Origin of the sequence: Streptomyces sp. A5-4 (genome assembly GCF_051131715.1) — a bacterium.
Lineage (GTDB): Bacteria > Actinomycetota > Actinomycetes > Streptomycetales > Streptomycetaceae > Streptomyces.
In genome coordinates this window covers 7446759-7472216 of the sequence record NZ_CP178591.1, presented here as the reverse complement: position 1 = coordinate 7472216, position 25458 = coordinate 7446759, and the positions used below count along the sequence as shown (strand labels likewise).

Genomic DNA, 25458 nt, shown 5'->3' with positions numbered 1-25458 from the left:
TCGCATGACGCCGACCGCCACCTATCGCCTCCAGCTCCATTCCGGTTTCCCCTTCTCGGCCGCCGAGGACGCGGTGCCACAGCTGGCCGCCCTCGGGGTCTCCCATCTGCATCTGTCGCCGGTCCTGGAGGCCGTACCCGGTTCGCAGCACGGGTACGACGTCGTGGACCACGCGCGCGTGCGGGCCGAACTGGGCGGTGAGGAGGGGTTGCGCGCGCTGTCCCGCACCGCGCGGGAGCACGGGCTCGGCCTGGTCCTCGACATCGTGCCGAACCACATGGCCCTGCCGACTCCCGAGAGCCTCAACCGCCCGCTCTGGGACGTGCTCAAGGAAGGACCCGCTTCCGCTTGTGCCCGCTGGTTCGACATCGACTGGGAGGCGGGCGGCGGCAAGGTGCTGCTGCCCGTGCTGGGGCACCCGATCGGTGACGAGCTGGACGCACTGCGGGTCGACGGTGAGGTCCTGCGCTACTACGACCACGAGTTCCCGCTGCGCGAGGGCACGGCGGGGCTGCCGCTCACCGAGCTGCTGGATGCCCAGTGGTACCGGCTCACCTGGTGGCGGCTGGCCCGGACGGAGCTCAACTACCGGCGTTTCTTCACCATTTCGGAACTGATCGGGGTCCGGGTGGAGGACCCGGAGGTGTTCGCCGCCTCCCATACGAAGATCATCAAGCTGGTGCGGGACGGGGTGGTGGAGGGGCTGCGCATCGACCACCCGGACGGTCTCGCCGACCCCGAGGCCTATCTGACCCGGCTGGCGGAGGCGACCGGCGGTGGCCTGTGGACCGTCGTGGAGAAGATCCTCACCGGGCAGGAGCGGCTGCCGGCGGAGTGGCCGGTCGCCGGGACGACGGGATACGACGCGCTGTACCGGATCGGCGGCCTGTTCACCGATCCGGTGGGCGTCGGCCAACTCATCGACCACTACCGGGATTTCGCGGGCCCGGCCGGCGACCGGGGCGGCTACTGGGAAGCGACGGTGCGCCGGTCCGCGTACCGGGTCGTCACCCATGAGCTGGCCGCCGAGACCCGCTTCCTGGTCCGCACGGCCGAGCGCATCTGCGCGGCGGACCCCGCCCTGCGCGACCACGCGCCCTGGGCGCTGCGGACCGCGGTGCGGGAGCTGCTGGTCCGGGTCCCCGTCTACCGGCCGTACGTGACGGCGGGCGGCCCCTGCCCCGAGAGCGCGGAGGCCGCCGTTCCGATGGCGGCGGTGCGGCAGGTGAAGGCCGCGTTCTCGGTGGCCGAGGAGGCGGCGGTCGTCGATGTGGTGCGCGACCTCGCGCTGGGCAGGCTGGGATCGGGCCCCGACCACGCGGCGTTCTGCGCGCGCTTCGCCCAGACCTCGTCGGCGCTGCGCGCCAAGTCCGTCGAGGACACGGCCTTCTACCGGTACGTGCCGCTGCTCTCGGCGACAGAGGTGGGCGGCGATCCCGGATTCCCCGCGGTGGCCCCGGCGGACTTCCACGACTTCTGCACCCGCCTGGCGCGCGACTGGCCGGCCACCGGCACGGTGCTGTCCACCCACGACACGAAGCGCAGCGCCGACGTACGGGCCCGCATCGCGGTGCTGTCCGAGTGCCCGCAGCGGTGGGCCGGGCTGCTGACCGAGCTTGCGGGCGTGCCCGCGCCCGACCCGCATCTGGCCTGGACGGCCTGGCAGACCGCGCTCGGTTTCGGCGCCCCCGACGCGCAGCGGCTGACGCCCGCGCTGCTGAAGGCAGTCCGGGAGGCGGGGCTGCACACCAGCTGGACCGAGCAGGACCCGGCGTACGAGCAGGCGGTGGCCGACTTCGTGGCGGCGGGGCCGGCGGGACCGCCGTTCGAGGCGGTGGCGGCATTCTCGCGGGAGCTCGACCCGTACGTACGGGCCAATGTGCTCGGGGCCGCGCTGGTGCACCTGACGATGCCGGGGGTGCCTGATGTCTACCAGGGCACGGAGCACGAGTCCCTCGCCCTGGTGGACCCGGACAACCGGCGGCCCGTCCGGTTCGACGGCGACAGCGGCGGGGACAAGGCCGATGGCCTGTCCGCCGAGAAGTACGCCCTCACGAAGGCGGCCCTGGGACTGCGGCGCCGGCGCCCGGAGGTCTTCGGCGAATCGGGGACGTACCAGCCGCTGACCGTCACGGGCCCGGCGGCCAGGCACTGCGTGGCGTTCTGCCGGACCGGCCGCGCGGTCACGGCCGTCACCCGGCTGTCGCTGCGGCTCGCGGAGGCGGGCGGCTGGCGGGACACGGAGCTGGAGCTTCCGGAGGGGGGATGGGCCGATCTGCTGGCGCCGGGACGGGAGTTCACGGGGTCGGTGCGGCTGGCCGGCCTGTTGGCGGAGGGGCCGGTGGCGCTGCTGGTGCCCGTGGGTGATGAGGTCGAGTGAGGCGGGCAGGGACTCGGGCCGGCGCCGCCGGATCTGACCCGCGGTCGTCGCCGGCGCCCTCGCCGGGACCTGCCTGAACAGCTCCGTAAGGCCATGCGTCGCGCAACAGCTCAGCGAAGGCGGCTGCCGCCCCGGTGAGTTCGACGCGTGAGAAGACGGCGAGGGTGCGTCGCCAGGGCGGGTCGACGGCGAGCACCACGCAGTCCTCACCGACGGCTCCGCGGACGATGTGCGCGGGAGCGGTGGCGACGCCGACGCCCGCAGCGGCCATCCGGACCGCCGTCGACGTGTGTTCGGTACGGACCACCGTGCGCGGCGCGAAACCGGCCTGCGCGCAGGCCCAGTCCAAGAACCGCAGCCCGTCGATCACCGGTTCCATCGCGCAGCGGATCCAGCGATGCCCGGCCAACTCCACCAGGCGCACCGACGTACGCCCCGCGAGGTGGTCGTCGAAGGGGACAACCAGCACGATCTCCTCCTCACCGACCGCCAGCGCGGGCCCCTGCCAGTGGCTGGGCACCGGGCCCACCGCGAGATCGGCGACGCCTCGTTCGACCTGCTCCTCCAAGGCCTCGGTGGTGGCGTATTCGTGCAGGTGGATCGTGACGCCGGGGTGCTCGCGCCGCCAGCGGGCGAACACGTCGGGGAGGATGCCGACAGCCACCGCATGCACCGTCGCGATGTGCAGTTCGCCGCCCTCGGCCCCGGCTGCGGCACGGGCGGCGCGCTGAGCCCGGGCGGCGCTGCGTACGGCGAGTTCGGCGTGCGGCAGGAAGGCGCGACCCATCACGGTGAGGCGCACGCCGCGCGTCATGCGGCAGGGCTGAGCACCGACGAGCGGGGGTTCGTCGCGCCCGCAGACTGGTCCCGTCTGGAGACCGCCGTGCCCGGCATCCATGTGGTCGGCGATCTGCTGCCGCCGCCCTCGCTGGGCCTGGCTCACGCGTCGTTCGCCGAGGGCCTGTTGGTGGCCGAGACTCTGGCCGGGGTGACCTCGCCGCCCGTCGACTACGCGGCGGTCCCCCGGGTCACGTACTCCTCGCCGCAGACCGCCTCGGTCGGCCTGAGTGAGGCGGAGGCAAGGGCGCTGGACCACGATGTCGTCGTCAACACCATCCCCCTGACGGCAGTCGCCAAGGGCATGGTGCATGGACAGGGCGGCGTGGTGAAGGTGGTCGCCGAGCGCGGGGGGAGGGTACTGGGCGTCCACATGGTGGGTCCGCATGTCTCCGAGATGATCGCCGAAAGCCAGCTGATCGTCGGGTGGGACGCGGAACCGGGCGATGTGGCCCGGCACATCCACGCGCATCCGACGCTCTCCGAGGCGGTCGGCGAATCGTTCCTCACGTTGGCCGGGCGGGGCCTGCATCAGCGGTGAGGGGCGGGGACGCCACCCCCTTGCGCATGGTCACCGGGCGCCGGGCGAGCCCGGATCGGGCCGCGTGCCGATGACGACCGTGGCCTCCAGCTCCTCACAGCCGACCACCCGTGGGATCAGCCCGTTGCGGATGAACGTCTCCATCGTCCGCGTCGCCTGCCGCTCGCTCGTCTCGATCAGCAGGTGACCGCCGGGCGCCAGCCACCGCCGTGCTTCGGCGGTGACCCGCCGCTGGACGTCGAGCCCGTCCGCGCCGCCGTCGAGCGCGACCCGCGGCTCGTGTATGCGGGCCTCCGGGGGCAGCAGCCCGATGGCCTCGGTGGGGACATACGGCGCGTTGGCGACCAGGACGTCGACGCGGCCCCGCAGCTCCGCGGGCAGCGGCTCGTAGAGGTCGCCCTGGTAGACCCGGCCGCCCGCCGCGGCGACATTGCGCCGGGCGCACCGCACCGCGGCGGGCTCGACGTCGGCGGCGTGCAGCTCGATCCCGTCCAGGACCAAGGCCAGCGCCGCGCCCACCGCGCCCGATCCGCAGCACAGGTCGACGACGACGGGCCGGGGCCTGGCGAAGGCCACGGCGACCGGGCCGGTGCCCGGCCGGGCGGGGGTGGCGGCGCAGGCCGCCCGGCGGACGAGCGCGGCGGCCTCGCCGACGAGGAACTCGGTACGGCGGCGCGGCACGAAGACCCCGGGGTCCACCGCCACTCTCAGTCCGCAGAACTCCGCCCAGCCAAGGACGTGTTCGAGGGGGAGGCCGTCGGCGCGCCGGTCCACCATGGCGGCGAGATCAGCGGGTGTACGGGCCGTGGAGAGGATCAGCTCCGCCTCGTCCTCGGCGAATACACAGCCGGCGGCACGGAGCCTGACGATGACGGAAGCAGTGAGAGGTGAGGGGAAAACCGGCATGGGAGCCTTTCGGGATGCCTCTGGGCACTCCCGCGGTCACCGGTGTCAGCGTTGGACCGCACGGTCGTGAAGGGGGAGCACCCGACCTGATACAGCGGTAATGGGTCCCACCTCCTTGATCGTTTGTGTCCGAGATGCCGACATTACCCGAGCCGGGGGCCGGGCGCTACAGGACTTTCGCACCCCTGTCCCGCCCGGCCCCCGGCATCACACCCATCCCTGTCACTCCCGCATCAGGCACCCCGGAGACCTCCCGGGACCGCGGTGCCCGTCGGCAGGAACCGGTCCTCGTCGGGCGCCGCGCCCCGGCCCTCGCCCGCGCCGGGCAGCCCGCCGGTGCCGCCCGTCCGCAGCGGCCACCAGCAGCGCTCGCCGAGCAGCGCCATCGCCGAGGGCAGGATCAGGGCCCGCAGCACGACCGCGTCGAAGAGCACCGCCACTGTGAGCCCCACGGCGAGCTGCTTCATCTCGATCCGGTCGATGAACAGGAAGCTGACGAAGACCGAGACCATGATGACCGCGGCACTGGTGACGACGCTCGCGGAGCCCGCGACCCCGTCCACCACGGCCTCTCGCGTGGGAACGCCCCGCCGCACCGCCTCCTTGATCCGGCTGACCACGAAGATCTGGTAGTCGGTGGAGAGCCCCACCAGGATGGCGAAGACCATCAGTGGCATCCGCGATCCGACGAAGCCGGTGGAGTCGAAGCCGAGCAGCCCCTGGGCCCAAGTCCCTTGGAAAACAAGGGTCAGTACGCCCCAGGAGACCAGTACGGTCGTCAGGTTGAGCAGCACGCCGAGCGCCGCCATGACGACGGAGCGGAAGGCCGCGTACATGACGGCCAGGGTCGCCAGCGACACGAAGAGAATCACCCAGGGCAGCCGCTCGGCCTGGTGCGCCGCGTAGTCCGCGCCGTACGCGATCTCGCCGCTGACGGTGGTCTCCGTGCCGGCCACCGCACCGACGGTCGCGGGGATCAGCTCGTCCCGCAGCCGCTCCAGGGACCGCTCACCCTCGGCGGAGTTCTCGGCGTACGGAACGGGCAGTCTCAGCAGGGCCGTGCGGCCGTCCTGGGACATTCGGACACCCGGTTCGCTGTCCTGGGCGAAGAGTTGGTCGCCCCTGGTCCGGTCGGCGAGCCGGCGCAGCGCGGACTCGGCCTGCCCTGCGTGGGCCGCGTCGGACCGTACGAGGACGAGGTGCGCGGTCCCCTGCGAGGGATAGGCGGCAGTCATCCGGTCGTACGTGGCGACAGCGGGCACGCTGTCCGGGAACGTCTCCTTGCCCTCCGTACCCAGCTTCATGTTCAGGGCGGGCAGGGCGAGGGCCGCCGTGGCGGCGACACCGATGAGCAGCGTGGCCAACGGGCGGCGCATCACCGGCCGCAGCAGTGTCGTCCATACCCGACTCTGCCCGGTGCCGCCCCGCCGTACCTTGCGGCGGCCGTCCGTACGGTTGGCCAGTTTGGCGAGCAGCGCGGGGAGCACGGTCAGTGAGCCGGCCACCGCGACGAGGGTGACCAGGATGGCCCCCGAGGCGATCGACGAGAAGATCACGTCGTCCATCAGGTACAGGCCGCCGAGCGCGAGGGCGACCGCCAGGCCCGAGTCGACGACGGCGCGCCCCGAGGTGGCCGCGGCCAGTTCGACGGCGGTGGCGTGGCTGATGGTGCCGCCCGTGCGCTCGCGCTCCTCGCGGGCCCGCTTGAGGTAGAACAGCGAGTAGTCGACGCCGACCGCCATGCCCAGCATGAAGATGACGCTCAGCGCCGCGCCGCCCGCGTCGGGGGTGATCCAGGACGCGAGACCGTAGAGGCCGACCGCGCCGGTGAAGGCGAAGAGCGCGAGCAGCAGCGGGATTCCGGCGGCGAGCACCGACCCGAAGACGACGAACAGGATGATGAAAGTGACCGGCAGGCTGATCGCCTCGGTCCGCTGGAGGTCCTGCCCCTGCTTGTCGTTGACGCCGTTGGAGATGGACGCGTTGCCGGTCTGCTCGATCCGCAGCTCACCGTGGTCGCGCCGGACGGCCTCCGTCTGCTTCAGCAGCGCGTCGACGTCCTCCTTGGCGGTCTCCTTGTTTCCGCGCAGGGTGACGGCCACCATCAGCGCGGATTTGTCGCGCGCGGCGGCCGGCTTCGCGACCGAGACGACGGCGGGCAGGTCCACCATTCGGCGCGAGACGTCGCGCGCCGCGTCCTGCGCGGCGGCCGTGTCGAGCTTCCCGCGGCCCGCGGTGATCAGGATCTGCTCGACGGGCGGCGGCGTGAGCTTCCCGGCCGCGGCGATGGACTCGGCCCGCCCCGCCTCCCCGATCCAGAAGTCGGAGAATTCCCCCTTGTTGGTCCCGGTGGCGGCGCCCGCGCCGACACACACCACGACGAACAGCAGCCATCCCACGATGGCGCGCCATGGATGCGCGGCGCACCATCGTGCGGTTCTGACGGTTACCGGATCTCTGCTGCCCGACATGCGGGTTCCTCCCCCTGGAAACGGTCACTGTGTGCGTGATCAGCGTCCAGGTTCGGGTCACCCCTGGTCACTGGTACCAGCGGCCGTAACGCACTGGGGTTACCCCCACCTCGCGGATCGGGTGCGGCCAGGGTCCGGGAGAGCGGGCTCAGCCCGAGGAGAGCCGGAAGCTCATCCGGCCGAAGCTCACCTGGTCCCCGTCGTGCACCAGGACGGCCCCGGTGACCCGGCGCCCGTTGACCGAAGTGCCGTTGGTCGAGCCGAGATCGCGCAGGATCCAGCTGCCGCCCCGCAGGGACAGTTCGGCGTGCACGCGCGAAACCGTGTCGTGGCTGAGTCGCAGTCCGTTCGCCGGGTCGCGGCCGATCCGCAGCGGGTACGGGCCGGGTTGGGGGAACAGCAGCTTCGGCAGCCGCTCCGACTGCCAGGCCCTGCGCAGCCGCACCGTGAACGCCGACGCCCGGCCCACCGCCGCGAACAGCCCGCGCGCCCAGCGGCCTTCGGTCTCCAGGTCGGCGGTGAGCACGGCCAGTTGCTCGGACCTGCGGGCGACCAGGGCGAGTTCCATCCGGCGCATGAAGGTGTCGTGCGACAGCTTGCCTTCGGCCGCGCCCTCTCTGAGTATCCCAAGGGCACGGTCCCGCTCGGCGTCGGACAGCCGCGCGGGATAAGTGGGGAACTCGAAGGAGGACGTCACAGAGCTGATTGTCGGGCCGACCTGCCCGAGGTGTCCAGAAGAGCATGACATCTCGTACGACCTGCCCTGCCCGGATCAAACCCATTCGAGATCCCGGGGATCGTTGCTAGTGTCTGCCGCCCCGCACACCACAAGGAGACGGCTTGGCCGCCACACCGCAGGACTTGGGCCCGGAACCGCAGTCTGTCCCGGACCCCGCACTGACTTTCCGGCCGCTCACCGAGAGCGACGCGCACCTCTTCGGCTCCCTGCCCGACGCCGGCCTCGTGGGGCGCGCGATCACCGGCCTCCGGTACGCCACCGTCGGGGCGGGCGGCGAGTACCGGCCCGAGTGGACCTGGGTGGCGCTGCGCGACGGCGTCGTCGTCGCGCGGGCCGCCTGGTGGGGCGGGCCCGACGACACCGAGCCGGTGCTGCTCAACTGGTTCGACTTCGCCGACGGCGAGGACGCGGCAGGCTCCGAACTGCTGCGCCGCGCGCCGCTGTCCGTCGAGTACGAGCTGATCCTCCCGGCCGGCTGGCGCGAGGAAGCGGCCGTACGGGCCGCCGCCGAGGCCCGGATCGCCGCCGTGGAAGCCGCCGGGATGAAGCTCCTGGTCGAGCGTTTCCGCTACGCGTGGACACCGGAGTGCGGACTGCCGGAACGGCCGGGCCGGCTGGAGTTCCGGCCGGAGCCCGACGACGAAGTGATCCTCGATGTGCTGCGCCGGGTCCAGGCGGGCACGCTGGACGCCCACGCGCTGCACGCCATCGCGCAGGCCGACAGCACGGCGAGCGGCCTGGAGGCCGCCGCGCGGGAGGAGCTGGACTTCTTCCGCTGGTGCCCGTCGCCGCGCGAGTGGTGGCAGCTCGCATACACCCGGGACGGCGACCTGGCCGGGCTCCACATCCCGGCGCGCAACACGCAGGGGCCGTGCATCGGCTTCATCGGGGTCGTACCGGAGCAGCGCGGCCACGGCCACGCGTACGACCTGCTCGTCGAGTGCACGCGTTTCCTGGCCGCGGAGGGTGCGCAGGTCATCGCCGGAGCGACCGATCAGACCAATACGCCGATGGCCGCCGCGTTCGCCAAGGCCGGACATCCGGTGATTCAGGAGCGGATCCACTTCGTCTGAAGCACGATGGTGTCGGCATCGACGACGAGAGGGGCCGCCAGTGCTTTTCGAGGTGTGGGCACCGCATGCGGACCGGGTGACGCTCCAGTTGGCGGGCAGCGCCGTGGCGATGCGGCGCGATCCGGGGCGGGACGGCTGGTGGGCCGTCGAGGCGGACGCCGACGAAGGCGCCCGCTACGGCTTCACACTGGACGAGGGCCCGGTCCTGCCCGACCCGCGCTCGCGCCGCCAGCCGGACGGGCCCGACGGACTCAGCGCCGTCGTGGACCACGGTTCCGCCGGCCCGCCGGGCGCCTGGGCGGGGCGCCCGCTCCCCGGGGCGGTCCTGTACGAGCTGCACGTCGGTACGTACACCCCGGAGGGCACCTTCGACGCCGCCGCCGAGCGGCTCGGGCATCTGGTGGAACTGGGCATCACCCATGTCGAGCTGATGCCCGTCTGCCCGTTCCCCGGCGTCCACGGATGGGGGTACGAGGGGGTGTCGCTGTGGGCCGTGCACGAGCCCTACGGCGGACCCGAGGGACTGAAGCGCTTTGTCGACACGGCGCACGGGCTGGGCCTCGGCGTCGTACTCGACGTGGTCCACAACCACCTCGGCCCCGCCGGCAACTACCTGCCGCTCTTCGGGCCGTACTTCACCGACACCCACCACACGCCCTGGGGCTCGGCCGTCAACCTCGACGCCCCGGGCTCCGACGAGGTCCGCGCGTTCCTGCTCGGCAGCGCGCTGTCCTGGCTGCGCGACTACCGCGTCGACGGGCTGCGGCTCGACGCGGTGCACGCCCTCGCCGACACCCGCGCGCTGACCTTCCTCGAAGAGCTGTCCACGGCCGTCGACGCGCTCTCCGCCGAGACGGACAGGCCGCTCTTCCTGATCGCCGAGTCCGACCTGGGCGACCCGCGAACGACGACACCGCGCGAGTCGGGCGGGCTCGGGCTGCACGCCCAATGGAACGACGACTTCCACCACGCGCTGCACACCGCACTCACCGGCGAATCCCAGGGCTACTACGCCGACTTCGCCCGCGCCCCGCTCGGAGCGCTCGCCAAGACGCTGGGGCACGCCTTCTTCCACGACGGTACGTACTCGACCTTCCGGGGCCGCGCGCACGGCCGTCCGGTGGACCGGGTGAGGACCGCTTCGCACCGCTTCCTCGGCTACGCCCAGACCCACGACCAGATCGGCAACCGGGCACTCGGCGACCGGCTCTCCGCCTCCCTGTCCCCCGGCCTGCTGGCCTGCGCCGCCGCGCTCGTGCTCACCGGGCCCTTCACCCCGATGCTGTTCATGGGCGAGGAATGGGCGGCGCGTACGCCGTGGCAGTTCTTCACGGACCACACCGACCCGGAACTCGCCGAGGCCGTACGCCAGGGCAGGCGGCGGGAGTTCGCCGCGCACGGGTGGGCGGCGGAGGACATCCCCGACCCGCAGGACCCGCGGACCAGGGAGCGTTCCTGCCTCGACTGGTCGGAGCCCGCGAGTGAGCCGCACGCGCGCGTGCTGGCCTGGTACCGCGAGTTGATCGCTCTGCGCCACGCGCGGCCCGACCTGGCCGACCCGGATCTGGCGGCGGTGAAGGTCGCGTACGACGAGAGCGCGCGCTGGCTCGCGTACCGCCGCGGTGACATCCGCGTCGCGGTGAACCTCTCGAAGGAACAGGCCACGATCGGCCTGGGCCGCAATGGGCGCAGCCGCGTACTGGCGGCGTGGGAGCCGGTGGCGGCGCCGGCCGCCGACGGGCTGCTCGTGCTGCCGGCCGAGTCGTGTGTGGTGCTCGGGCCCGACGTGGCGTGAGGGCCAGGGCGGGGTGGGGGTAAGAGCCCCACCCCGGGCGTCTCAGCCGACGATCGCCATGTCCCGTGCCGTCGTGTTGAGGCGGCGGCCTCCCGTCTCCGTGACCGTGACGATGTCCTCGATCCGCACGCCGAAGCGGCCCGGCAGGTAGATGCCGGGCTCGATCGAGAAGCACATGCCGGGCACCAACGCCCGCACCTCCCCCTCGATCATGTACGGCGGCTCATGCGTGGTCACGCCGATCCCGTGCCCGGTGCGGTGGATGAACCGCTCCCCGTACCCCGCCTCGGTGATGACCGCGCGCGCCACCCGGTCCACGTCCTGGCAGGCGATGCCCGGACGTACCGCGTCGAAGGCGGCCTGCTGGGCCTCCCGTACGACGTCATGGACGCGCTGCTCCTCGGCGCTGGGGGCGCCGACGTGGACCGTGCGGGAGGTGTCGGAGCCGTAACCGTCCTTGAGGCCGCCGAAGTCGAGGACGACCATGTCGCCCTCCTTGATGAGGCGCGGGCCTGCCTCGTGGTGCGGGCTGGCGCCGTTCGGGCCGCTGCCGACGACCGTGAAGTCCACCTGCTCGTGTCCGAACCGCGTCAGGAGGTGGGCGAGTTCGGCGGCCACCTCGCTCTCGCGACGGCCGGAGAAGCGGACCTTGACGATCTCCTCGTACGTGGCGTCCGCAGCCGCGCCCGCCGCTTCGAGGCGCGCCAGCTCGGACGCGTCCTTGACCGCCCGCAGCAAGGGCAGGGCGGTGGTCAGTGACTCGTACGAGGTGTCGGGCAGTTCCCGCTGGAGGCCCAGGAGGTGCATCGCCCAGGCGTTGTCGCTGATACCGAAGCGCCCCCGCGCGTCGAGGAGCGGCGCGGTGACGTCGTACGGGTCCTTGCCGTCGGTCCAGTCGCGCAGGGTGAACGCGGCGGCTCCGGCGGCCCGTTGGGCGTCCGACGCCTCCAGCGTGGGGACCACCAGGACGGGGTCCTGTCCCACGGCCAGGACCAGGAGCGTCAGCCGCTCGGTGATCGCGGTCGGCCGGTAGCCGGTGAGGTGGACCAGGTCGGGGCCGGGGGCGACGAGCAGTCCCGCCAGCCCGGCGTCGGCGGCGGACCGCACGGCGCGGGCCATGCGGACCCGGTAGTCGTCGGCGGTGAAAGGGGCGGGCGTATCTGACATGGCCTCATCCTGCCCGGCGCGGTGGGTCCCCACCAGCCGTCGGCAGGACGGTGCCCGGCGCGAAGGACACGACGAGGTCGGCGCGGTCGCGGCCCTGCCGCACCAGGCGGGCGTTGGCCTCGTCCGAGGTGCGCGCGAAGTGTTCGGCGCGCTGCCGGGGCTTGCCGAAACGTTCATGCCGGTCGATGAGCCTACGCATTCGCTCGTCCTGGTCGAGCTCCAGGAACCAGACCTCGTCGAGCAGGTCCCGCACGCCCGCCCAGGGGCCTTCGTCGAGCAGCAGATAGTTGCCCTCGGTGATGACCAGCGGGACGTCCAGGGGCGCGGGGACCGCGATGCTGCCCGCCACCGGCTCCTCCAGGGACCGGTCGAAGGCGGGCGCGTAGACGACGGTGCCCGGTGGCTGGGGACTGCGCAGCCGCGCGAGGAGTGCGGTGTATCCGGCGGCGTCGAAGGTGTCGGGGGCACCCTTGCGGTCGGTGCGTCCCAGCCGCTCCAGCTCCGCACCCGCCAGATGGAAGCCGTCCATCGGGACGAGTACGGCGGCCCGGCCGAGGCGGTCGGCGAGGTGCGCGGCGAGGGTGGACTTCCCCGCGCCCGGGGCGCCCGCGATGCCGAGGACGCGGCGACGGCCGGGGGCGATGAGGCGGTGGGCGCGGTCGACCAGGTGCTGCGGTTCCATGAGGGCATTGTGGTCGCGGCGGGCCGAGGTGGTACGTATGACTTCCGCCCTCCGACCGGAAGAGGCACCGCCCATGTCGCACATCGCTCTGACCGCCCTCGTCGTCCGTGACTACGACGAGGCCATCGCCTTCTACACCGACGCCCTCGGATTCGAGCTGGTCGAGGACACCGGCCGGGGTGACGGCTCCCGGTGGGTCGTCGTCCGGCCGCGCGGCGCGGGCGCCGGTACGGGACTGCTGCTCGCTCGGGCGAAGGGGGACACGCAGCACGCGCGCGTGGGCGATCAGACGGGTGGCCGGGTCGGATTCTTCCTGTACACCGAGGACTTCGCGGGCGACCACGCGCGGATGGTGGCGGCGGGGGTCCGGTTCGTGGAGGAGCCGCGGCATGAGGTGTACGGGTCGGTGGCGGTATTCGAGGACCTGTACGGGAACCGGTGGGATCTGCTGGAGCCGGCGGTGTGAGAAGCGTGCGGGGGGACGGGGGGCGGCTCGGGTGCGGGGTGCGGGGTGCGGGTGCGGGGTGCGGGTCGGCCGGGCGCGGGGGTGCGGGTGCGGGTGCGGGCGCGGGTGCGGGCGCGGGTCGGCCGGGCGCGGGTGCGGGTCGGCCGGGCGCGGGTGTGAGCGGCGAAGCGCTGCCATATGCAAGCTTGGTGGCGACCTCACCCCGGCAACTTGCATGCGACACGGGGGTGAGAGCGCCGTATGGGCGGGGTCTGCCGGGCATGGGGCCACCCGATGTTCCGCAGGAGTGCTGAACTTGAGGGGACCCCGAGGAGCAACTCCCGAGGGTCCAGGTGCCAAGGTTCCGTTTCTCGCGCCTACCCGCCCGATAAACAGCGACGGTTGTACATGTGATACCCCTCCGGATAGCCCATGTTCACCGAAGTTGGGTCGCGCATCGAAAACGCACTCGCCCCTCCGTCTGCCGCACCCCACCCCCCGCCCGCTACTGCCAACGCGGCGCGCGCGTGCTCTCCCGCTGTTCTGGTTCCCGGACTCCTTCCCCGAGGGCCGTGAGCCCGATCCGGGCGCCGTCTGGCGCAGCCTCAAGGCCTGGCGGGCCGAGGACGACGTCGACCTGCCGTACAACACCTCGACCGTGCCGCTCGCCGAGCGCTTCACCCCTCCCCCGGCCAACCCCACGGCCCGCACCGACCAGGCGCGCGTCTCGGCGCTCGTCTCGTTCGGCCCCACCGCCGGTAATCCCTCGCAGGGTTCGGCGAAGGCGGACTACTAGGCACTCACCCACTGGGCGTATCTGGAGGAGCTGGTCTTCTGGGGCGGCTCGTCGGGCGAGGGCATCATCCTCGCGCCGAACGCCCCAGTCGTGGACGCCGCGCACCGGGCCGGTGTACGGATCCTCGGCAATGTCTTCCTGCCACCCGCCGCGTACGGGGGCAAACCTGCGGTGGACCCGTGAGCTGGTGGGGCGCGACGCGTTCGGTCGCTTTCCGCTCGCCGACAAGCTGATCGAGGTGGCGCGGGCGTACGGCTTCGACGGCTGGTTCCTCAACGGCCAGACGGGCGGCGGAGACCGGCAACTGGCAGCCGATTTCGAGGAGTTCGTGCCGGCGCTGCGTGCGGGGGCGCCCGAACTGAGGATCACCTGGTACGACGACTTCAACTCCCGGGCGGCGTACGGCGGCTGGCCGGCGCGACCGTGCGCACCGGCGACGGCTGGACCACGTCCTCGCTCACGTTGCCGCGCGGCGCCGTGCACGCGCTGGGTGTACGGCTGACCGGCACCGGGACAGGCACCGGCGGGGCCTGGCGGCTTGGCGCACTGTCCGTGCGCGGTGGGCCCGCGACCGCTCCCGGCGCGCCCACCGGGGTACGGGTCGAGGCCGCGCGCGTCCTCGCGCCCGGCGCGGCGGAACTGCGACTGCACTGGCGGGCGACCGCGGGCGCGCGCCACTACGAGGTGCACCAGGTCCTCACCGGCGGTGGGCGGCGTTTCCTCGGCGGCACGGCGGGCATCGCGTACTACGTGCCTCGCTGCGCCGTACTGCGAGCGAGGCGGTCACCTCGCTCGAAGTGCGCGCCGTCGGCCAGTTGCTGAACCCGTCACGTCCCGCCCCGGTCACCCACACCTGGTAGTCACTCCCCACCTTCTCGTCCCAGAACATCGGAGCCACCCTCATGCACGACGACCGAGGCATCGTTGAACACCGCCTGCGCCGAGTGCTCAAGGACCGCATCCTGCCGGCCGTCCACTCCATGCCCGTCCCGCTGGCCATCGAGCGGTGGGAGGCGCCGGGCGAGCCAGTCCCGGTCGCGGAGGGCCTGGCCGCCACGTACGGTCCGGCCGCCGCGGGCGACCTGTGGGGCCCGGCCTGGGGCACCACCTGGTTCAAGGTCACCGGGCGGGTCCCGGCCGAGTGGCGCGGGCGCACCGTCGAGGCCGTCATCGACCTCGGCTTCGACCGGCAGATGCCCGGCTTCCAGTGCGAGGGCCTGATCTACCGGCAGGACGGGGAGGCGGTGAAGGCCCTCAACCCGCGCAACGACTGGGTGCGGATCGGCGAACCGGCCGAGGGCGGCGAGGAGGTCCTGCTGTACGTCGAGGCGTCCTCCAACCCCGTCCTGGTCGACCACACGCCGACGTACGAGGGCGACAGGCTCACCTCGGGTGACGAGCCGCTCTATCGCGTCGAGCGGATGGACCTCACGGTCTTCGAGACCGAGGTGTGGGAGCTGGTCCAGGACCTGGAGGTGCTCGGCTCCCTGATGACGGAGCTGTCGCAGGGCGACGCCCGGCGCTGGGAGATCCTGCGGGCGATCGAGCGGTGTCTGGACGCCGTCGACCTGACGGACGTGCCGGGCACCGCGTCGGCGGCCCGCGCGGAGCTGGCCGGGGTGCTGGCCTCCCCCGCGAACGCGTCGGCGCACCGCATCAGCGCGATCGGGCACGCGCACATCGACTCGGCGTGGCTGTGGCCGCTGCGCGAGACGGTGCGCAAGGTGGCGCGTACGTCGTCCAACATGGTCAACCTCATGGACGACCACCCGGAGTTCGTCTTCGCGATGTCGCAGGCGCAGCAGCTCGCCTGGATCAAGGAGCACCGGCCGGAGGTCTTCGCCAAGGTCAAGAAGAAGATCGCGGACGGGCAGTTCGTACCGGTCGGCGGCATGTGGGTGGAGTCCGACACGAACATGGTCGGCGGCGAGGCGATGGCCCGTCAGTTCCTGTACGGCAAGAGGTTCTTCATGGACGAGTTCGGCATCGAGACCAACGAGGTCTGGCTGCCGGACTCCTTCGGCTACACGGCGGCGATGCCGCAGCTGGTGAAGCTGTCCGGGTCGAAGTGGTTCCTGACGCAGAAGATCTCCTGGAGCCAGGTCAACAAGTTCCCGCACCACACCTTCCGGTGGGAGGGCATCGACGGCACCCGCGTCTTCACGCACTTCCCGCCCGTCGACACCTACAACTCCGACCTCGGCGGCGAGCAGATGGCGCACGCGGCACGCAACTACCGGGAGAAGGGGCGGGGTTCACGCTCCATGGCGCCCTTCGGCTGGGGCGACGGCGGTGGGGGTCCCACCCGCGAGATGCTGGCGCGCGCGGAGCGCCTGCGGGATCTGGAGGGCTCGCCGAAGGTCACGGTCGAGAAGCCGTCTGCGTTCTTCTCGAAGGCCGAGGCGGAGTACCCGGACGCGCCGGTGTGGGCGGGCGAGCTGTATCTGGAGCTGCACCGCGGTACGTACACCTCACAGGCGAAGACCAAGCAGGGCAACCGGCACAGCGAGTCGCTGCTGCGCGAGGCGGAGCTGTGGTCGGCGACGGCCGCGGTGCGTGTCGCGGGCTTCGGCTATCCGTACGAGGACCTGGAACGGATCTGGAAGACGGTGCTGCTGCACCAGTTCCACGACATCCTGCCCGGCTCCTCGATCGCCTGGGTGCACCGGGAGGCGCGGGAGACGTACGCGCGGGTGCGCGCGGAGCTGGAGGCGATCACGGCCGCCGCGCAGACGGCGCTGGCGGGCGAGGGGTCCGACACCCTGACCTTCAACGCGGCGCCGCACGAGCGGAGTTCGGTGCCGGCCGGCGGCGCGTCGGTCGCCGACCCGTCCCCGACGGCCGACACGGTCACGGCCTCGTCCCGCCCGGACGGCGGCTTCGACCTCGACAACGGGCTGCTGCGCGTCACGGTCGACGCACGGGGTCTGGTGGTCTCGGCGTACGACGTGGCGGCGCGGCGGGAGGCGGTGGCGCCCGGTCTGGCGGCCAACCTGCTCCAGATCCACCCCGACTTCCCGAACATGTGGGACGCCTGGGACATCGATGAGTTCTACCGGCACAAGGTCACCGACCTGGTGGACGTCGACACGCTCGCCCTCACCGAGTCGACCGGGGACCGCGCGGTGCTCACCGTCGCCAGGTCCTTCGGCGAGTCGACGGTCGTGCAGCGGCTGACGCTGCGCTCGGGGGCGAAGGTCCTCGACATCGAGACGGACGTGGACTGGCACGAGACGGAGAAGTTCCTGAAGGCGGCCTTCCCGCTCGATGTGAAGGCCGACCGGTCGGCCGCCGAGACCCAGTTCGGTCATGTCTTCCGCGCCACCCACACCAACACGTCCTGGGAGGCTGCCAAGTTCGAGATCTGCGCGCACCGCTGGATCCAGGTCGAGGAGCCCGGCTGGGGCGCGGCGGTCGTCAACGACTCGACGTACGGCCATGACGTCACCCGGGACGTGCGGGTGGACGGCGGGCAGACCACGACGGTCCGGCTCTCCCTGCTGCGCGCCCCGCGCTACCCGGACCCGGAGACCGACCAGGGCAGCCACCGCCTGCGCTTCGCGCTCGCACCGGGCGCCACGGTCACCGACGCGGTCCGGGAGAGCCATTGGATCAATCTCCCGGAGCGCACCCGCACGGGCGACACCAGCAGCCCGGTCGCGCCGCTGGTGTCCCTCGACAACGACCGGATCGTGGTGGAGGCGGTGAAGCTGGCCGAGGACCGCGGCGGCGATGTGGTCGTCCGTATCTACGAGTCGGGCGGCGGTCGCGGCACGGCGACGCTCGCCGCGGGCTTCCCGGTCACGTCGGTGGTGGAGACGGACCTGCTGGAGCGCCCGTTGGCGGACGGGTCCGGGTACGCGCTGACGGGCGACGGGACGGTGGAGCTGTCCCTGCGGCCGTTCCAGATCCTCACGCTGCGGCTGGGGGCGGGCGCGTAGCGGACGACGGTACGGGCGGCCCCCCGGTGGGGCCGCCCGGTGCGGGCGGGGCCGTGCGGGCGGCGGCGTAATGCGATGTACCGGCACGTTCGCTGCCCGTAGCATCCGCCCACGTGTCCTTCGAACTTCACGACCGCGCCGTCGTAGCCGATACCCACAACGACCTGCTGATGGCGGTCACCGACATCCTGCATATCACCGGGGTCGTCGGCGTCGAACACGTGGGCCTGGGACCGGACTTCATCGAGGAGGTCATCGGCGACGTCACCCCGCCGTGCTGCGAGAAGGACTACGGATTCCCCTGGGCGCTGCCCGGCATCGAGGGCCCCCGCGGGCTGCCGCTGGTCACCGAGGCACTGATTCGGCGGGGCCTGCCCGAGGACGATGTACGCAGGATCATCGGCGGCAATGTGCTCGACCTGTTCCGCAAGGAACTGGGGCGGCCCGCCTAGAGGTTGTCGTGCGGGTGGGGCGCTCCCCACGGAGCGCCCCACCCGTACGGACGGGTTCGGTGCGCGTTCAGTACCGCGTGGAGACGGTCGCCCCTTCGAATCCCTGGGCGGCGTGCAGGCTGATGTAGTGCGCCCCGGCCCTGGGGTTGTCGACGGTCAGGGTGTGGTCGTTCCCGACGCCGGTGGATCTGCTGGTGTGGCTGGTGGTGGTCGCCCATCCGGTGGCGCTGTAATAGAGGTCGGCGTTGCCCGTACCACCGGTCGTGGTGATCTTCAGCTGGGTCGTGCCGACCGGTATGTAGAGGTACAGGTAGGCGTAGTTGCCCGTGCTGGCCCGCAGTGCGCTGCGTGCGCAGTCCTCACCGAGCAGCCGGGCGTCGCCGCCGGTGCACTCGGGCAGGGCGGGCGGTGTGGTGGTGGAGCCGCAGTCGCCCGCCGCGCACGCCGTCAGCCAGGCGTTGAACCCGGCGTCGTAGCGGGTTCCGATGGTGGACGTCAGGTGGGTGCGGGCCGCGCCCCAGTTGCCGGTGCGGTAGTGGCCGAGCACCGTGTCGATGTCCGCGCGGTGCGACTGGAGCAGGTAACGGACCGCGAGATAGCCCCAGTTGTAGACCCTGGTCTGGTCGGCGTTTTCGTAGGTGGTGTCGAACAGGGTCCGCAGGGTGTGGGTGTGCGCCCCGGCCTGGGCGATGGCGTCCTCGTAGACGACTTTCCGGTACGAGTAGGAGATGTACTCCGCGAAGCCCTCGATCCACCAGATGGTCGGGGTGCTGACTCCGGCGCCGAAGTCGCCGGACATGTTGAACCGGCCGTCGAGGTAGTGCGTGTACTCGTGGTTGAGGTTCCAGATCTGGAACGCGGGCCTGAGCCACTCGGCCTCGTAGGCGATGAACCGCGGCTGGTTGCCCACGGCGGCGGGGTCGCCCTCCAGGTACATGCCACCGTTGTTGGTGTCGATGCCGTAGATCGCCCCGGCGTAGGTCTGGTAGTCGGTGCTGGAGTCGAACGCGATCACTTCGATGGTGGTGTTGTTGTCCCCGGCCACCGGGCCGTTGTCCCGTGCGACGTCGTGGAAGTAGGCGTCCTGCTCGCGCAGGCTGGTGCAGCTGGTGGCGAGTTCGGCGGTGGACATCTGCTGGGCGAGGATGCGGATGCTGGGGCTGCAGGTGTGGCTGACCGGCAGCACGGCGCGCCTCAGCCGGTTGGCCAGGTCGCAGATGTCGTAGTAGGCGCAGTTGGTCCGGTCGAAGTAGTCGGCCATCTCCGCGACGCCGACCCAGAGCGGGGCGGTGCGTCCGGTCATGGAGCTCTGCTTGAGCAGCGCTGCCGCCAATGGCCTGACCTTGGCGCGCAGCGACGCCTCTTGGAGGAAACGGCCCAGCTCGCGGCCCGCGTTGGAGGCCAGGTACGACTGGGCCGTGCCCAGCAGGTCCAGGTGGCCGGAGGCGAAGGCGTGCAGCGCGTCGATCAGGCTCGGGTCGGCCTCGACGGCCCTGACAAACTCGGGCAGTTGATGCCCGCGGAAGGTCACGGTGTACACGTTGTTGACGGCGTTGAGCATGTACCAGGAGCTGTTGTACGAGGAGTTGTACCCGGCGAGCAGCCGCTTGACCACGTGCAGGTATCGGGCGTTCTGCTCCGCGCTGTCGATCAGCGTGACGGCCTCGGCCAGGGTCTCGCCGTTCGCGTCGGTGACGTCGGAGGAGCGCGGGGCGGCGAAGAAGGTGTCGAGTCCGCCCTGGATGGCGGTGCGCAGAGTGGGGCCGTAACCGCCCACGACGTCGGGGTTGTAGTACTGGACGTAGTAACCGGCCCGCAGGAACAGGACCAGTTGCGGCATGCCCGTGCTGCTGTCCCCGGGGTAGGCAGCCGAGCCGTCGCGCAGGGCGTTGGCGATGCTGACCATCTGGGCTTCGCGGAAGGCGAGATACGCGTTGTTGCCCTTGATGCCGAACAGGGTGTTGACACAGTCGATGGTAGTCGACTTGACGTGCTGGACCAGCGCGCCGCCGGTACGTCCGGTGAAGTCCTCGACCCGGCACTCGGCCGCGGCGCCCGGGGCCTTCATCGACGGTGCGGGGTGGCTCGGCCGGGCGGCGCCCGGGTCGTCGTAGTCCCTCTTGAGGGCGTCCTTGGAAGCGCTCAGCGGCGGGCGGTCCGCCGGCTTCAGGGGCTCGCGGTCCGCGTGGCCGGCGTCCTCGGCGGACGCGGTGGGCGACTGCGCGGCGGGGCCGCCCGGCTTTTCGGCGTCGAGGGCCCTGGACGCGGGCGCCGTTACGGGCGCACCGGGGCGCGGCTCGGCGGCGCGGCTCGGCGCGGCGAGCATGCCGATGCCCAGGCAGGCCGCCAGAACGAGCGTGGCCAAGCCGGTGAGTCTCTGTCGTACGGTTCGGTTCTTCACGTGCCGCCTCCCAGCGGGGTGAAGGCCGCGCGGCGCGCGGCCGTGGGGGTCTCCGGGAGTGAGGCGGGGCGGGGATCCGTCCGCACCGGGGAGAGTCACGGAGCGGATCCGGCCGGCCTCTGGTGCGGCCGTCGACGCCCACGTTGTGACATGGGCACGACCGCCTCTCGCGGCAGTACAATGGCACATGTCACATGGCCTTGGAAGACGCTGCGCGCACATTCGTCGGACGGCGGGTGACGGAGCAACTCCCGTACCTGGTCAGGGGATCGCGGCAGCACTTCGGGACGCTGCGCGCACGACGAAGCGCGCGCACGACAAAGGGATTTCGTACCGCGGGCCCGGGGATTCGGGTGTGCGTCAGCTGCCGCCGGGGCGCTGCTGACCGTCGGCCCACAGCGAGCGGACATGTGACATATGGGCGAGCATGCACGCCTCGGCGCCCTCGGCGTCCCCGGCGACCAGCAGGTCGAGCAGCTCGATGTGCTCCTCGGCCGAGGCCGTCAACTGGCCCGTTTCGGCGAGCCGGTTCAGGCCGAAGAGCCGGGAGCGCTTGCGCAGGTTCCCCACCTCTTCGACCAGTCGGCGGTTACCGGCCAGCGCGAGCAGGCCGAGGTGGAACCGGCGGTCGGCCTCCAGATAGCCCAGGATGTCGTGATTGCGCGCGGCTTCGACGATCTCCAGGGCGATCGGGCGCAGCACTTCCAGCTGCTCGGGACGGGCCAGCCGCGCGATCCGGCCGACAGTGGGGACTTCGATCATGGCGCGGAGTTCGGTGAAGTCGTCGAGGTCCTGCTCAGTCAGCTCGGTGATCCGGAAGCCTTTGTTCCGGACCGCCTCGACGAGCCCCTCCCGGGCCAGGTCGAGCATGGCCTCGCGGACGGGTGTCGCCGAGACGCCGAACTCCGCGGCGAGCGCGGGAGCGGAGTAGATCATGCCCGGCCGGAGCTCCCCGGCGATCAACGCGGCCCGCAACGCGTGCGCCACCTGATCACGGAGGTGCTCCTGCGCCGAGATCACGTTGAGCGAGGTCAGGCGGGCCATGTCTGTTCCTCCAGCGACGGGCGGGGCCCCAACAGTACAATGTGACGTTTTGATTTCGGCCTCCCCGTGCGACCCCTTACTGAGCCGTACAGGGGCGCGCCGGGTCGTACGGACGAGGGGCGGGACGGCGGATGAGAACAGGGGGGCATGAGGGGTGGATCAGGGCCGGTACCGGTGCCGGCCGGCGCCCGCCCCGACTAGGGTGTCCGGAGGGCCCACCCCTTCATCACCCGAGGCCGGGGGTTTGGACCAGTACCCGGTCACCCGTACGATCGCCGCGTTCGGTGTTCTGCCGAGAGCGCCCACCCGGGCCCTGGAGAGCGGGACTTGTACGTGAGGGCTACTCACTGGTTGGGCGCGATACGCACGGTCCACGACCGTCGCCGGGAAGTGCGCCCCTGGCTGCGCGGGGAGTTCCTCCCCTGGCTGAGCACCGGCCTGGTGGCCGCCAGACGCGGCCTGGCCCTCTCGATAACCTCGCAGCTGGGCTGCTATCCGCTCGTCATCCTGTCGGTCGTGTCCCTGCCGCTGCTCCCGCTGGGGGTCGGCATCTTCACGCTCCCGATCATCTCCGTCGCCGTCCGGAACCTGGCCGATCTGCACCGGCGCTTCGCCGGCGAATGGTGCTCGATCTCCATCGCGACGCCCTACCGCCCGCACAAGGACGAGAACTTCGAGCCGCTCGACCTGCCCAGCAGCCTGCGGCGTTCGAGATCGCTGCTCGCCGACCCCGCGACCTGGCGCGATCTGCTGTGGATGACGATCAACATACCCTTCGGCCTGGTGGCCGGCCTGCTGCCGGGATGGATGATCATCTACGGCATTCACGGGGTGGTGGCGACTCCCCTGTTCTGGCCCTGGATGGACGACACCTACGGGTACGCGCTGACCTGGCCGGTCCGCAGCCCGTACACCGCGGTCCTCGCCTTCTTCCAGGGCCTGGTGTTCCTGTTCTTCGGCTTCTGGTCGGGGACGCGGCTGCTGCGGCTGCACTCCCGGTTCACGTACAAACTGCTGGCGCCGACCGAGAAGACCCGCCTGTCCCTCCGCATAGCGCAGCTGACCGAGACCCGCTCGGAGGCCGTGGACGCGCAGGCCGCCGAGCTGCGCCGGATCGAGCGGGATCTGCATGACGGCGCCCAGGCCAGGCTGGTGGCCGTCGGTCTGAAGCTCGGCCTGGCCGACCAGGTGTTCAAGAAGGACCCCGACACCGCCTACCGGCTGCTGACGGACGCGCGGAAGGCCAGCGGCCAGGCCCTGGTCGAGCTGCGGGACCTGGTGCGCGGCATCCATCCGCCGGTGCTCGCGGAGCGTGGCCTCGACGGCGCCATCCGGGCGCTGGCCCTGGACCTCCCGATGCCGGTGGAGGTCGACATCGTCCTGCCGGGCCGGCCGCAGGCGCCGGTGGAGTCCGCGGGGTACTTCGCCGTCGCCGAGGCGCTCACCAACGCGGTGAAGCACAGCGGCGCCACCGCGGCGTGGGTACGGCTGCGGCACGCCAACGGAAAGCTGAGCATGACGGTCGGCGACAACGGGAAGGGCGGCGCGGTGTTCCAGGACGCCGGTGGACTCCACGGACTGCAGCGCCGGCTCGCGACCTTCGACGGAACGCTCGAACTCAACAGCCCGGTGGGCGGACCCACCACCGTGACCATGGAGTTGCCATGCGTGTTGTGATTGCCGAAGATCTGGCTCTCCTCCGGGAGGGCATCACCCAGCTGCTGACGGTCAACGACTTCGAGGTCGTGGAGGCCGTGGACAACGGCCCCGACCTGCTGCGGGCGCTGCTCCACCACCGGCCCGACGTCGCGGTGGTCGACGTACGGCTCCCGCCGACCTTCACCGACGAGGGGCTCCAGGCGGTCACGAAGGCCCGTCTGGAGGTCCCCGGGCTGCCGGTCCTGGTGCTGTCCCAGCACGTGGAGCACCTGTACGCACGGGAGTTGCTCTCGGACCACCGCGGGGGCATCGGCTATCTGCTCAAGGACCGTGTCTTCGAGGTCAGCGAATTCGTCGACTCGGTACGACGGGTGGCGGCCGGCGGTACGGCGATGGACACCTCGGTCGTCTCCCAGCTGCTGGCCAAGAGTTCGGCGCAGGAGCCGATGCAGTCGCTGACGGCACGGGAGCGCGAGGTGCTCGGGCTGATGGCGGAGGGGCGGACCAACGCGGCGATCGCCAGGCAGCTCTACATCTCGGAGAAGTCGGTCGGCAAGCACACCAACAGCATCTTCGCGAAGCTCGGTCTCACGCCCTCGTGCGACGACAACCGGCGGGTGCTGGCGGTGCTCGCCTCGCTCAACCTCTGAGGTTCGGGCCCGGGGACGTACTCCGGACCTCGGGACATCTCAGGATTTTGCGGTTCCGGGGTACTGGCTTCGCTGTTCCCGGGTCCCGGCCTCCGGGCCTCGCCCCAGGATCTCCGAGGTTCGGTCCGGGTCTCGCCCCAGGGCCTCCGAGGCTCCGCGTCTCCGGCGATCCGGAGAGGATGGCGCCGAGGCGCGGCGGGTCAGGCCTCCTCGACCAGCCCTGCGATCTGGAGCTCTTCCACCCAGCGGCCGAGGGCGACCCGCACCCGCAGCGAGTCCATCATCCAGGCCCTGCTCAGCTCCGTCGCCGTGGCGTCCAGCCGCCACTCGTGCTGCTGGAGAGCGACCCACATCGCCGCCCCCTGGGGCCCGCAGGTGAACCGCTCGCCGGTCGCCCTGTGCAGCAACTCCAGCTCGCCGTCGGCCGCGACGGCGGAGATCACGTCGGACACGGGCCGGGCACGGTCATCCCCCAATAGCCTGCATCAGGAAGGCATCAAGCATAAGTACATTACTGAACTTTAATTCGTCACAGGGCAGCCAGGGAGAGGACAGCTAAGAATCATGGGAGAAGCCACCGGAGTCACCAGTCCATGGATTCGGCAGTTTCATCCGGCTCCGGATGCGCCGGTCCGGCTGATCTGCTTCCCGCACGCGGGCGGTTCGGCTTCGTTCTATTTCCCGGTGTCCCGCGCGCTCGCGCCGACGGTCGACGTCGTCACGATCCAGTATCCGGGCCGGCAGGACCGCCGGCACGAGGAAGGCATCGGCGACCTGCACGACCTGGCCGAGGCGCTCGTCGCGGAGCTGCGGCCCCGGACGGACAAGCCGTTGGTGCTGTTCGGACACAGCATGGGCGCCACGCTGGCCTTCGAGGTGGGTCGCCGGCTGGAGCGGGAAGGGATTGTTCCGCTGGCCCTGTTCGCCTCGGGGCGTCGTGCGCCTGGGCGGGCCCGGGACGAGACCGTGCATCTGCGTGACGACGAAGGGCTCGTGGACGAGCTCAAGGAGTTGAGCGGTACGGAGCCGGGTGTGCTCGGGGACGAGGAGCTCCTCCGGATGATCCTGCCCGCCATCCGCAGCGACTACCGGGCGGCCGAGACGTACCGCTACCGGCCGGGACCCGATCTGAGCTGCCCCGTCCACGCGTTGGTGGGCGACAACGACCCGAAGGTGACCGTGGACGAGGCCCGTTCCTGGTCGGATCACACGAGTGGGCCATTCGAGCTGAAGGTGTTCAATGGTGGGCACTTCTACCTCGCCCCGCACGCGGCCACGGTCAATCGCCTCCTCGCCGACTGCGCCGCGGCGCACCCGGCCGGCGCCGCCTAGCGGGTGCGCGGGGATCACTCTGCGAATGATCCCCGCGACACGCCGACTCCCTTGTGCCTCAGGCGGGTTGGGCCGGTCAGCAGCCCTGCGCGTGTGCGCGGGAGGCTTCGCCCTGCCCTGCGGAGCCGATCGCCGGGATGCCGAGGT

The 25458-nt window shown here is 71.6% G+C and carries 18 protein-coding genes and 3 pseudogenes; 12 read left to right on the top strand and 9 right to left on the bottom strand.

The window, feature by feature from the left end; all coding sequences use genetic code 11:
• The first annotated feature begins 4 nt into the window (after positions 1 to 4).
• Positions 5 to 2380: a malto-oligosyltrehalose synthase gene (gene treY, locus ACLLJJ_RS35100; protein ID WP_434598658.1), complete on the top strand. Its 2376-nt coding sequence runs from the start codon at positions 5 to 7 to the stop codon at positions 2378 to 2380.
• On the opposite strand, the pseudogene ACLLJJ_RS35095 reads toward treY, so the two are convergent.
• Positions 2298 to 3197: pseudogene (locus ACLLJJ_RS35095) on the bottom strand (LysR family transcriptional regulator substrate-binding protein); the annotation flags it as partial. The gene treY and the pseudogene ACLLJJ_RS35095 sit on opposite strands and share 83 nt — an antisense overlap.
• On the opposite strand from ACLLJJ_RS35095, the pseudogene ACLLJJ_RS35090 reads away from it, so the two are divergent.
• Positions 3195 to 3758: pseudogene (locus ACLLJJ_RS35090) on the top strand (dihydrolipoyl dehydrogenase); the annotation flags it as partial. The pseudogenes ACLLJJ_RS35095 and ACLLJJ_RS35090 overlap by 3 nt on opposite strands.
• Before the next feature lie 30 nt (positions 3759 to 3788).
• Here the strand turns inward: ACLLJJ_RS35090 and ACLLJJ_RS35085 are convergent.
• The 3 genes from ACLLJJ_RS35085 to ACLLJJ_RS35075 all read right to left on the bottom strand — a co-directional run bounded on the left by ACLLJJ_RS35085 (position 3789) and on the right by ACLLJJ_RS35075 (position 7832).
• The gene (locus ACLLJJ_RS35085; RefSeq protein ID WP_434598656.1) at positions 3789 to 4664 is read right to left on the bottom strand and encodes a putative protein N(5)-glutamine methyltransferase; all 876 of its coding nucleotides are present in this window, start codon (positions 4662 to 4664) and stop codon (positions 3789 to 3791) included.
• 233 nt (positions 4665 to 4897) lie between these two features.
• Entirely contained in the window at positions 4898 to 7063 is a 2166-nt protein-coding gene (locus tag ACLLJJ_RS35080) for an MMPL family transporter (protein ID WP_434598654.1), read from the bottom strand.
• Between the two features lie 220 nt (positions 7064 to 7283).
• The gene (locus ACLLJJ_RS35075; protein ID WP_434598652.1) at positions 7284 to 7832 is read right to left on the bottom strand and encodes an FHA domain-containing protein; all 549 of its coding nucleotides are present in this window, start codon (positions 7830 to 7832) and stop codon (positions 7284 to 7286) included.
• Between the two features lie 200 nt (positions 7833 to 8032).
• Here ACLLJJ_RS35075 and ACLLJJ_RS35070 point away from each other — a divergent pair, with 200 nt between their 5' ends.
• Positions 8033 to 8947, top strand: coding sequence for a GNAT family N-acetyltransferase (locus ACLLJJ_RS35070; protein ID WP_434600604.1), 915 nt, complete (start codon positions 8033 to 8035; stop codon positions 8945 to 8947).
• 40 nt (positions 8948 to 8987) lie between these two features.
• Positions 8988 to 10742, top strand: coding sequence for a malto-oligosyltrehalose trehalohydrolase (treZ, locus tag ACLLJJ_RS35065; RefSeq protein WP_434598650.1), 1755 nt, complete (start codon positions 8988 to 8990; stop codon positions 10740 to 10742).
• 42 nt (positions 10743 to 10784) lie between these two features.
• Here the strand turns inward: treZ and ACLLJJ_RS35060 are convergent, their stop codons facing one another.
• Together ACLLJJ_RS35060 and ACLLJJ_RS35055 are read right to left on the bottom strand one after the other, a co-directional pair.
• The gene (locus tag ACLLJJ_RS35060) at positions 10785 to 11909 is read right to left on the bottom strand and encodes a M24 family metallopeptidase (RefSeq protein WP_434598647.1); all 1125 of its coding nucleotides are present in this window, start codon (positions 11907 to 11909) and stop codon (positions 10785 to 10787) included.
• Positions 11910 to 11913: 4 nt separating this feature from the next.
• On the bottom strand, positions 11914 to 12591 hold the full coding sequence (locus ACLLJJ_RS35055) for a nucleoside/nucleotide kinase family protein (RefSeq protein ID WP_434598645.1): 678 nt from the start codon (positions 12589 to 12591) through the stop codon (positions 11914 to 11916).
• 73 nt (positions 12592 to 12664) lie between these two features.
• Here ACLLJJ_RS35055 and ACLLJJ_RS35050 point away from each other — a divergent pair, with 73 nt between their 5' ends.
• The 5 genes and pseudogenes from ACLLJJ_RS35050 (at position 12665) to ACLLJJ_RS35030 (ending at position 18225) form a co-directional block, all read left to right on the top strand.
• On the top strand, positions 12665 to 13057 hold the full coding sequence (locus ACLLJJ_RS35050; RefSeq protein WP_434600603.1) for a VOC family protein: 393 nt from the start codon (positions 12665 to 12667) through the stop codon (positions 13055 to 13057).
• A gap of 460 nt (positions 13058 to 13517) precedes the next feature.
• Positions 13518 to 14211 (top strand): annotated as a pseudogene (locus ACLLJJ_RS35045) (endo-beta-N-acetylglucosaminidase); the annotation flags it as partial.
• A 44-nt stretch (positions 14212 to 14255) separates the two neighbouring features.
• Positions 14256 to 14654 carry a GH85 family endohexosaminidase C-terminal domain-containing protein gene (locus ACLLJJ_RS35040; protein ID WP_434598643.1) on the top strand — a complete coding sequence of 133 codons (399 nt, stop codon included), beginning with the start codon at positions 14256 to 14258 and terminating at the stop codon, positions 14652 to 14654.
• Positions 14655 to 14734: 80 nt separating this feature from the next.
• Positions 14735 to 17773: an alpha-mannosidase gene (locus tag ACLLJJ_RS35035; RefSeq protein WP_434598641.1), complete on the top strand. Its 3039-nt coding sequence runs from the start codon at positions 14735 to 14737 to the stop codon at positions 17771 to 17773.
• Between the two features lie 113 nt (positions 17774 to 17886).
• Positions 17887 to 18225 (top strand): membrane dipeptidase, encoded by a 339-nt coding sequence (locus tag ACLLJJ_RS35030; RefSeq protein ID WP_434598639.1) that lies wholly within the window; start codon positions 17887 to 17889, stop codon positions 18223 to 18225.
• A 67-nt stretch (positions 18226 to 18292) separates the two neighbouring features.
• On the opposite strand, the gene ACLLJJ_RS35025 is transcribed toward ACLLJJ_RS35030, so the two are convergent.
• Positions 18293 to 20626, bottom strand: a complete 2334-nt coding sequence (locus ACLLJJ_RS35025) for a collagenase (protein ID WP_434598637.1) — start codon at positions 20624 to 20626, stop codon at positions 18293 to 18295.
• Positions 20627 to 20986: 360 nt separating this feature from the next.
• Positions 20987 to 21670, bottom strand: a complete 684-nt coding sequence (locus ACLLJJ_RS35020) for a GntR family transcriptional regulator (protein WP_434598635.1) — start codon at positions 21668 to 21670, stop codon at positions 20987 to 20989.
• Positions 21671 to 22021: 351 nt separating this feature from the next.
• Between ACLLJJ_RS35020 and ACLLJJ_RS35015 the strand changes: the two genes are divergently transcribed.
• Both ACLLJJ_RS35015 and ACLLJJ_RS35010 read left to right on the top strand, forming a co-directional pair.
• Positions 22022 to 23347, top strand: coding sequence for a sensor histidine kinase (locus tag ACLLJJ_RS35015; RefSeq protein ID WP_434598633.1), 1326 nt, complete (start codon positions 22022 to 22024; stop codon positions 23345 to 23347).
• The gene (locus tag ACLLJJ_RS35010) at positions 23335 to 23979 is read left to right on the top strand and encodes a LuxR C-terminal-related transcriptional regulator (RefSeq protein WP_434598631.1); all 645 of its coding nucleotides are present in this window, start codon (positions 23335 to 23337) and stop codon (positions 23977 to 23979) included. The genes ACLLJJ_RS35015 and ACLLJJ_RS35010 overlap by 13 nt, the downstream gene beginning before the upstream one ends.
• A 200-nt stretch (positions 23980 to 24179) precedes the next feature.
• Here the strand turns inward: ACLLJJ_RS35010 and ACLLJJ_RS35005 are convergent, their stop codons facing one another.
• Entirely contained in the window at positions 24180 to 24431 is a 252-nt protein-coding gene (locus ACLLJJ_RS35005) for a PqqD family protein (RefSeq protein ID WP_434598629.1), read from the bottom strand.
• A gap of 112 nt (positions 24432 to 24543) precedes the next feature.
• Here ACLLJJ_RS35005 and ACLLJJ_RS35000 point away from each other — a divergent pair, with 112 nt between their 5' ends.
• Positions 24544 to 25311, top strand: a complete 768-nt coding sequence (locus ACLLJJ_RS35000) for a thioesterase II family protein (protein WP_434598627.1) — start codon at positions 24544 to 24546, stop codon at positions 25309 to 25311.
• Positions 25312 to 25458 lie beyond the last annotated feature (147 nt).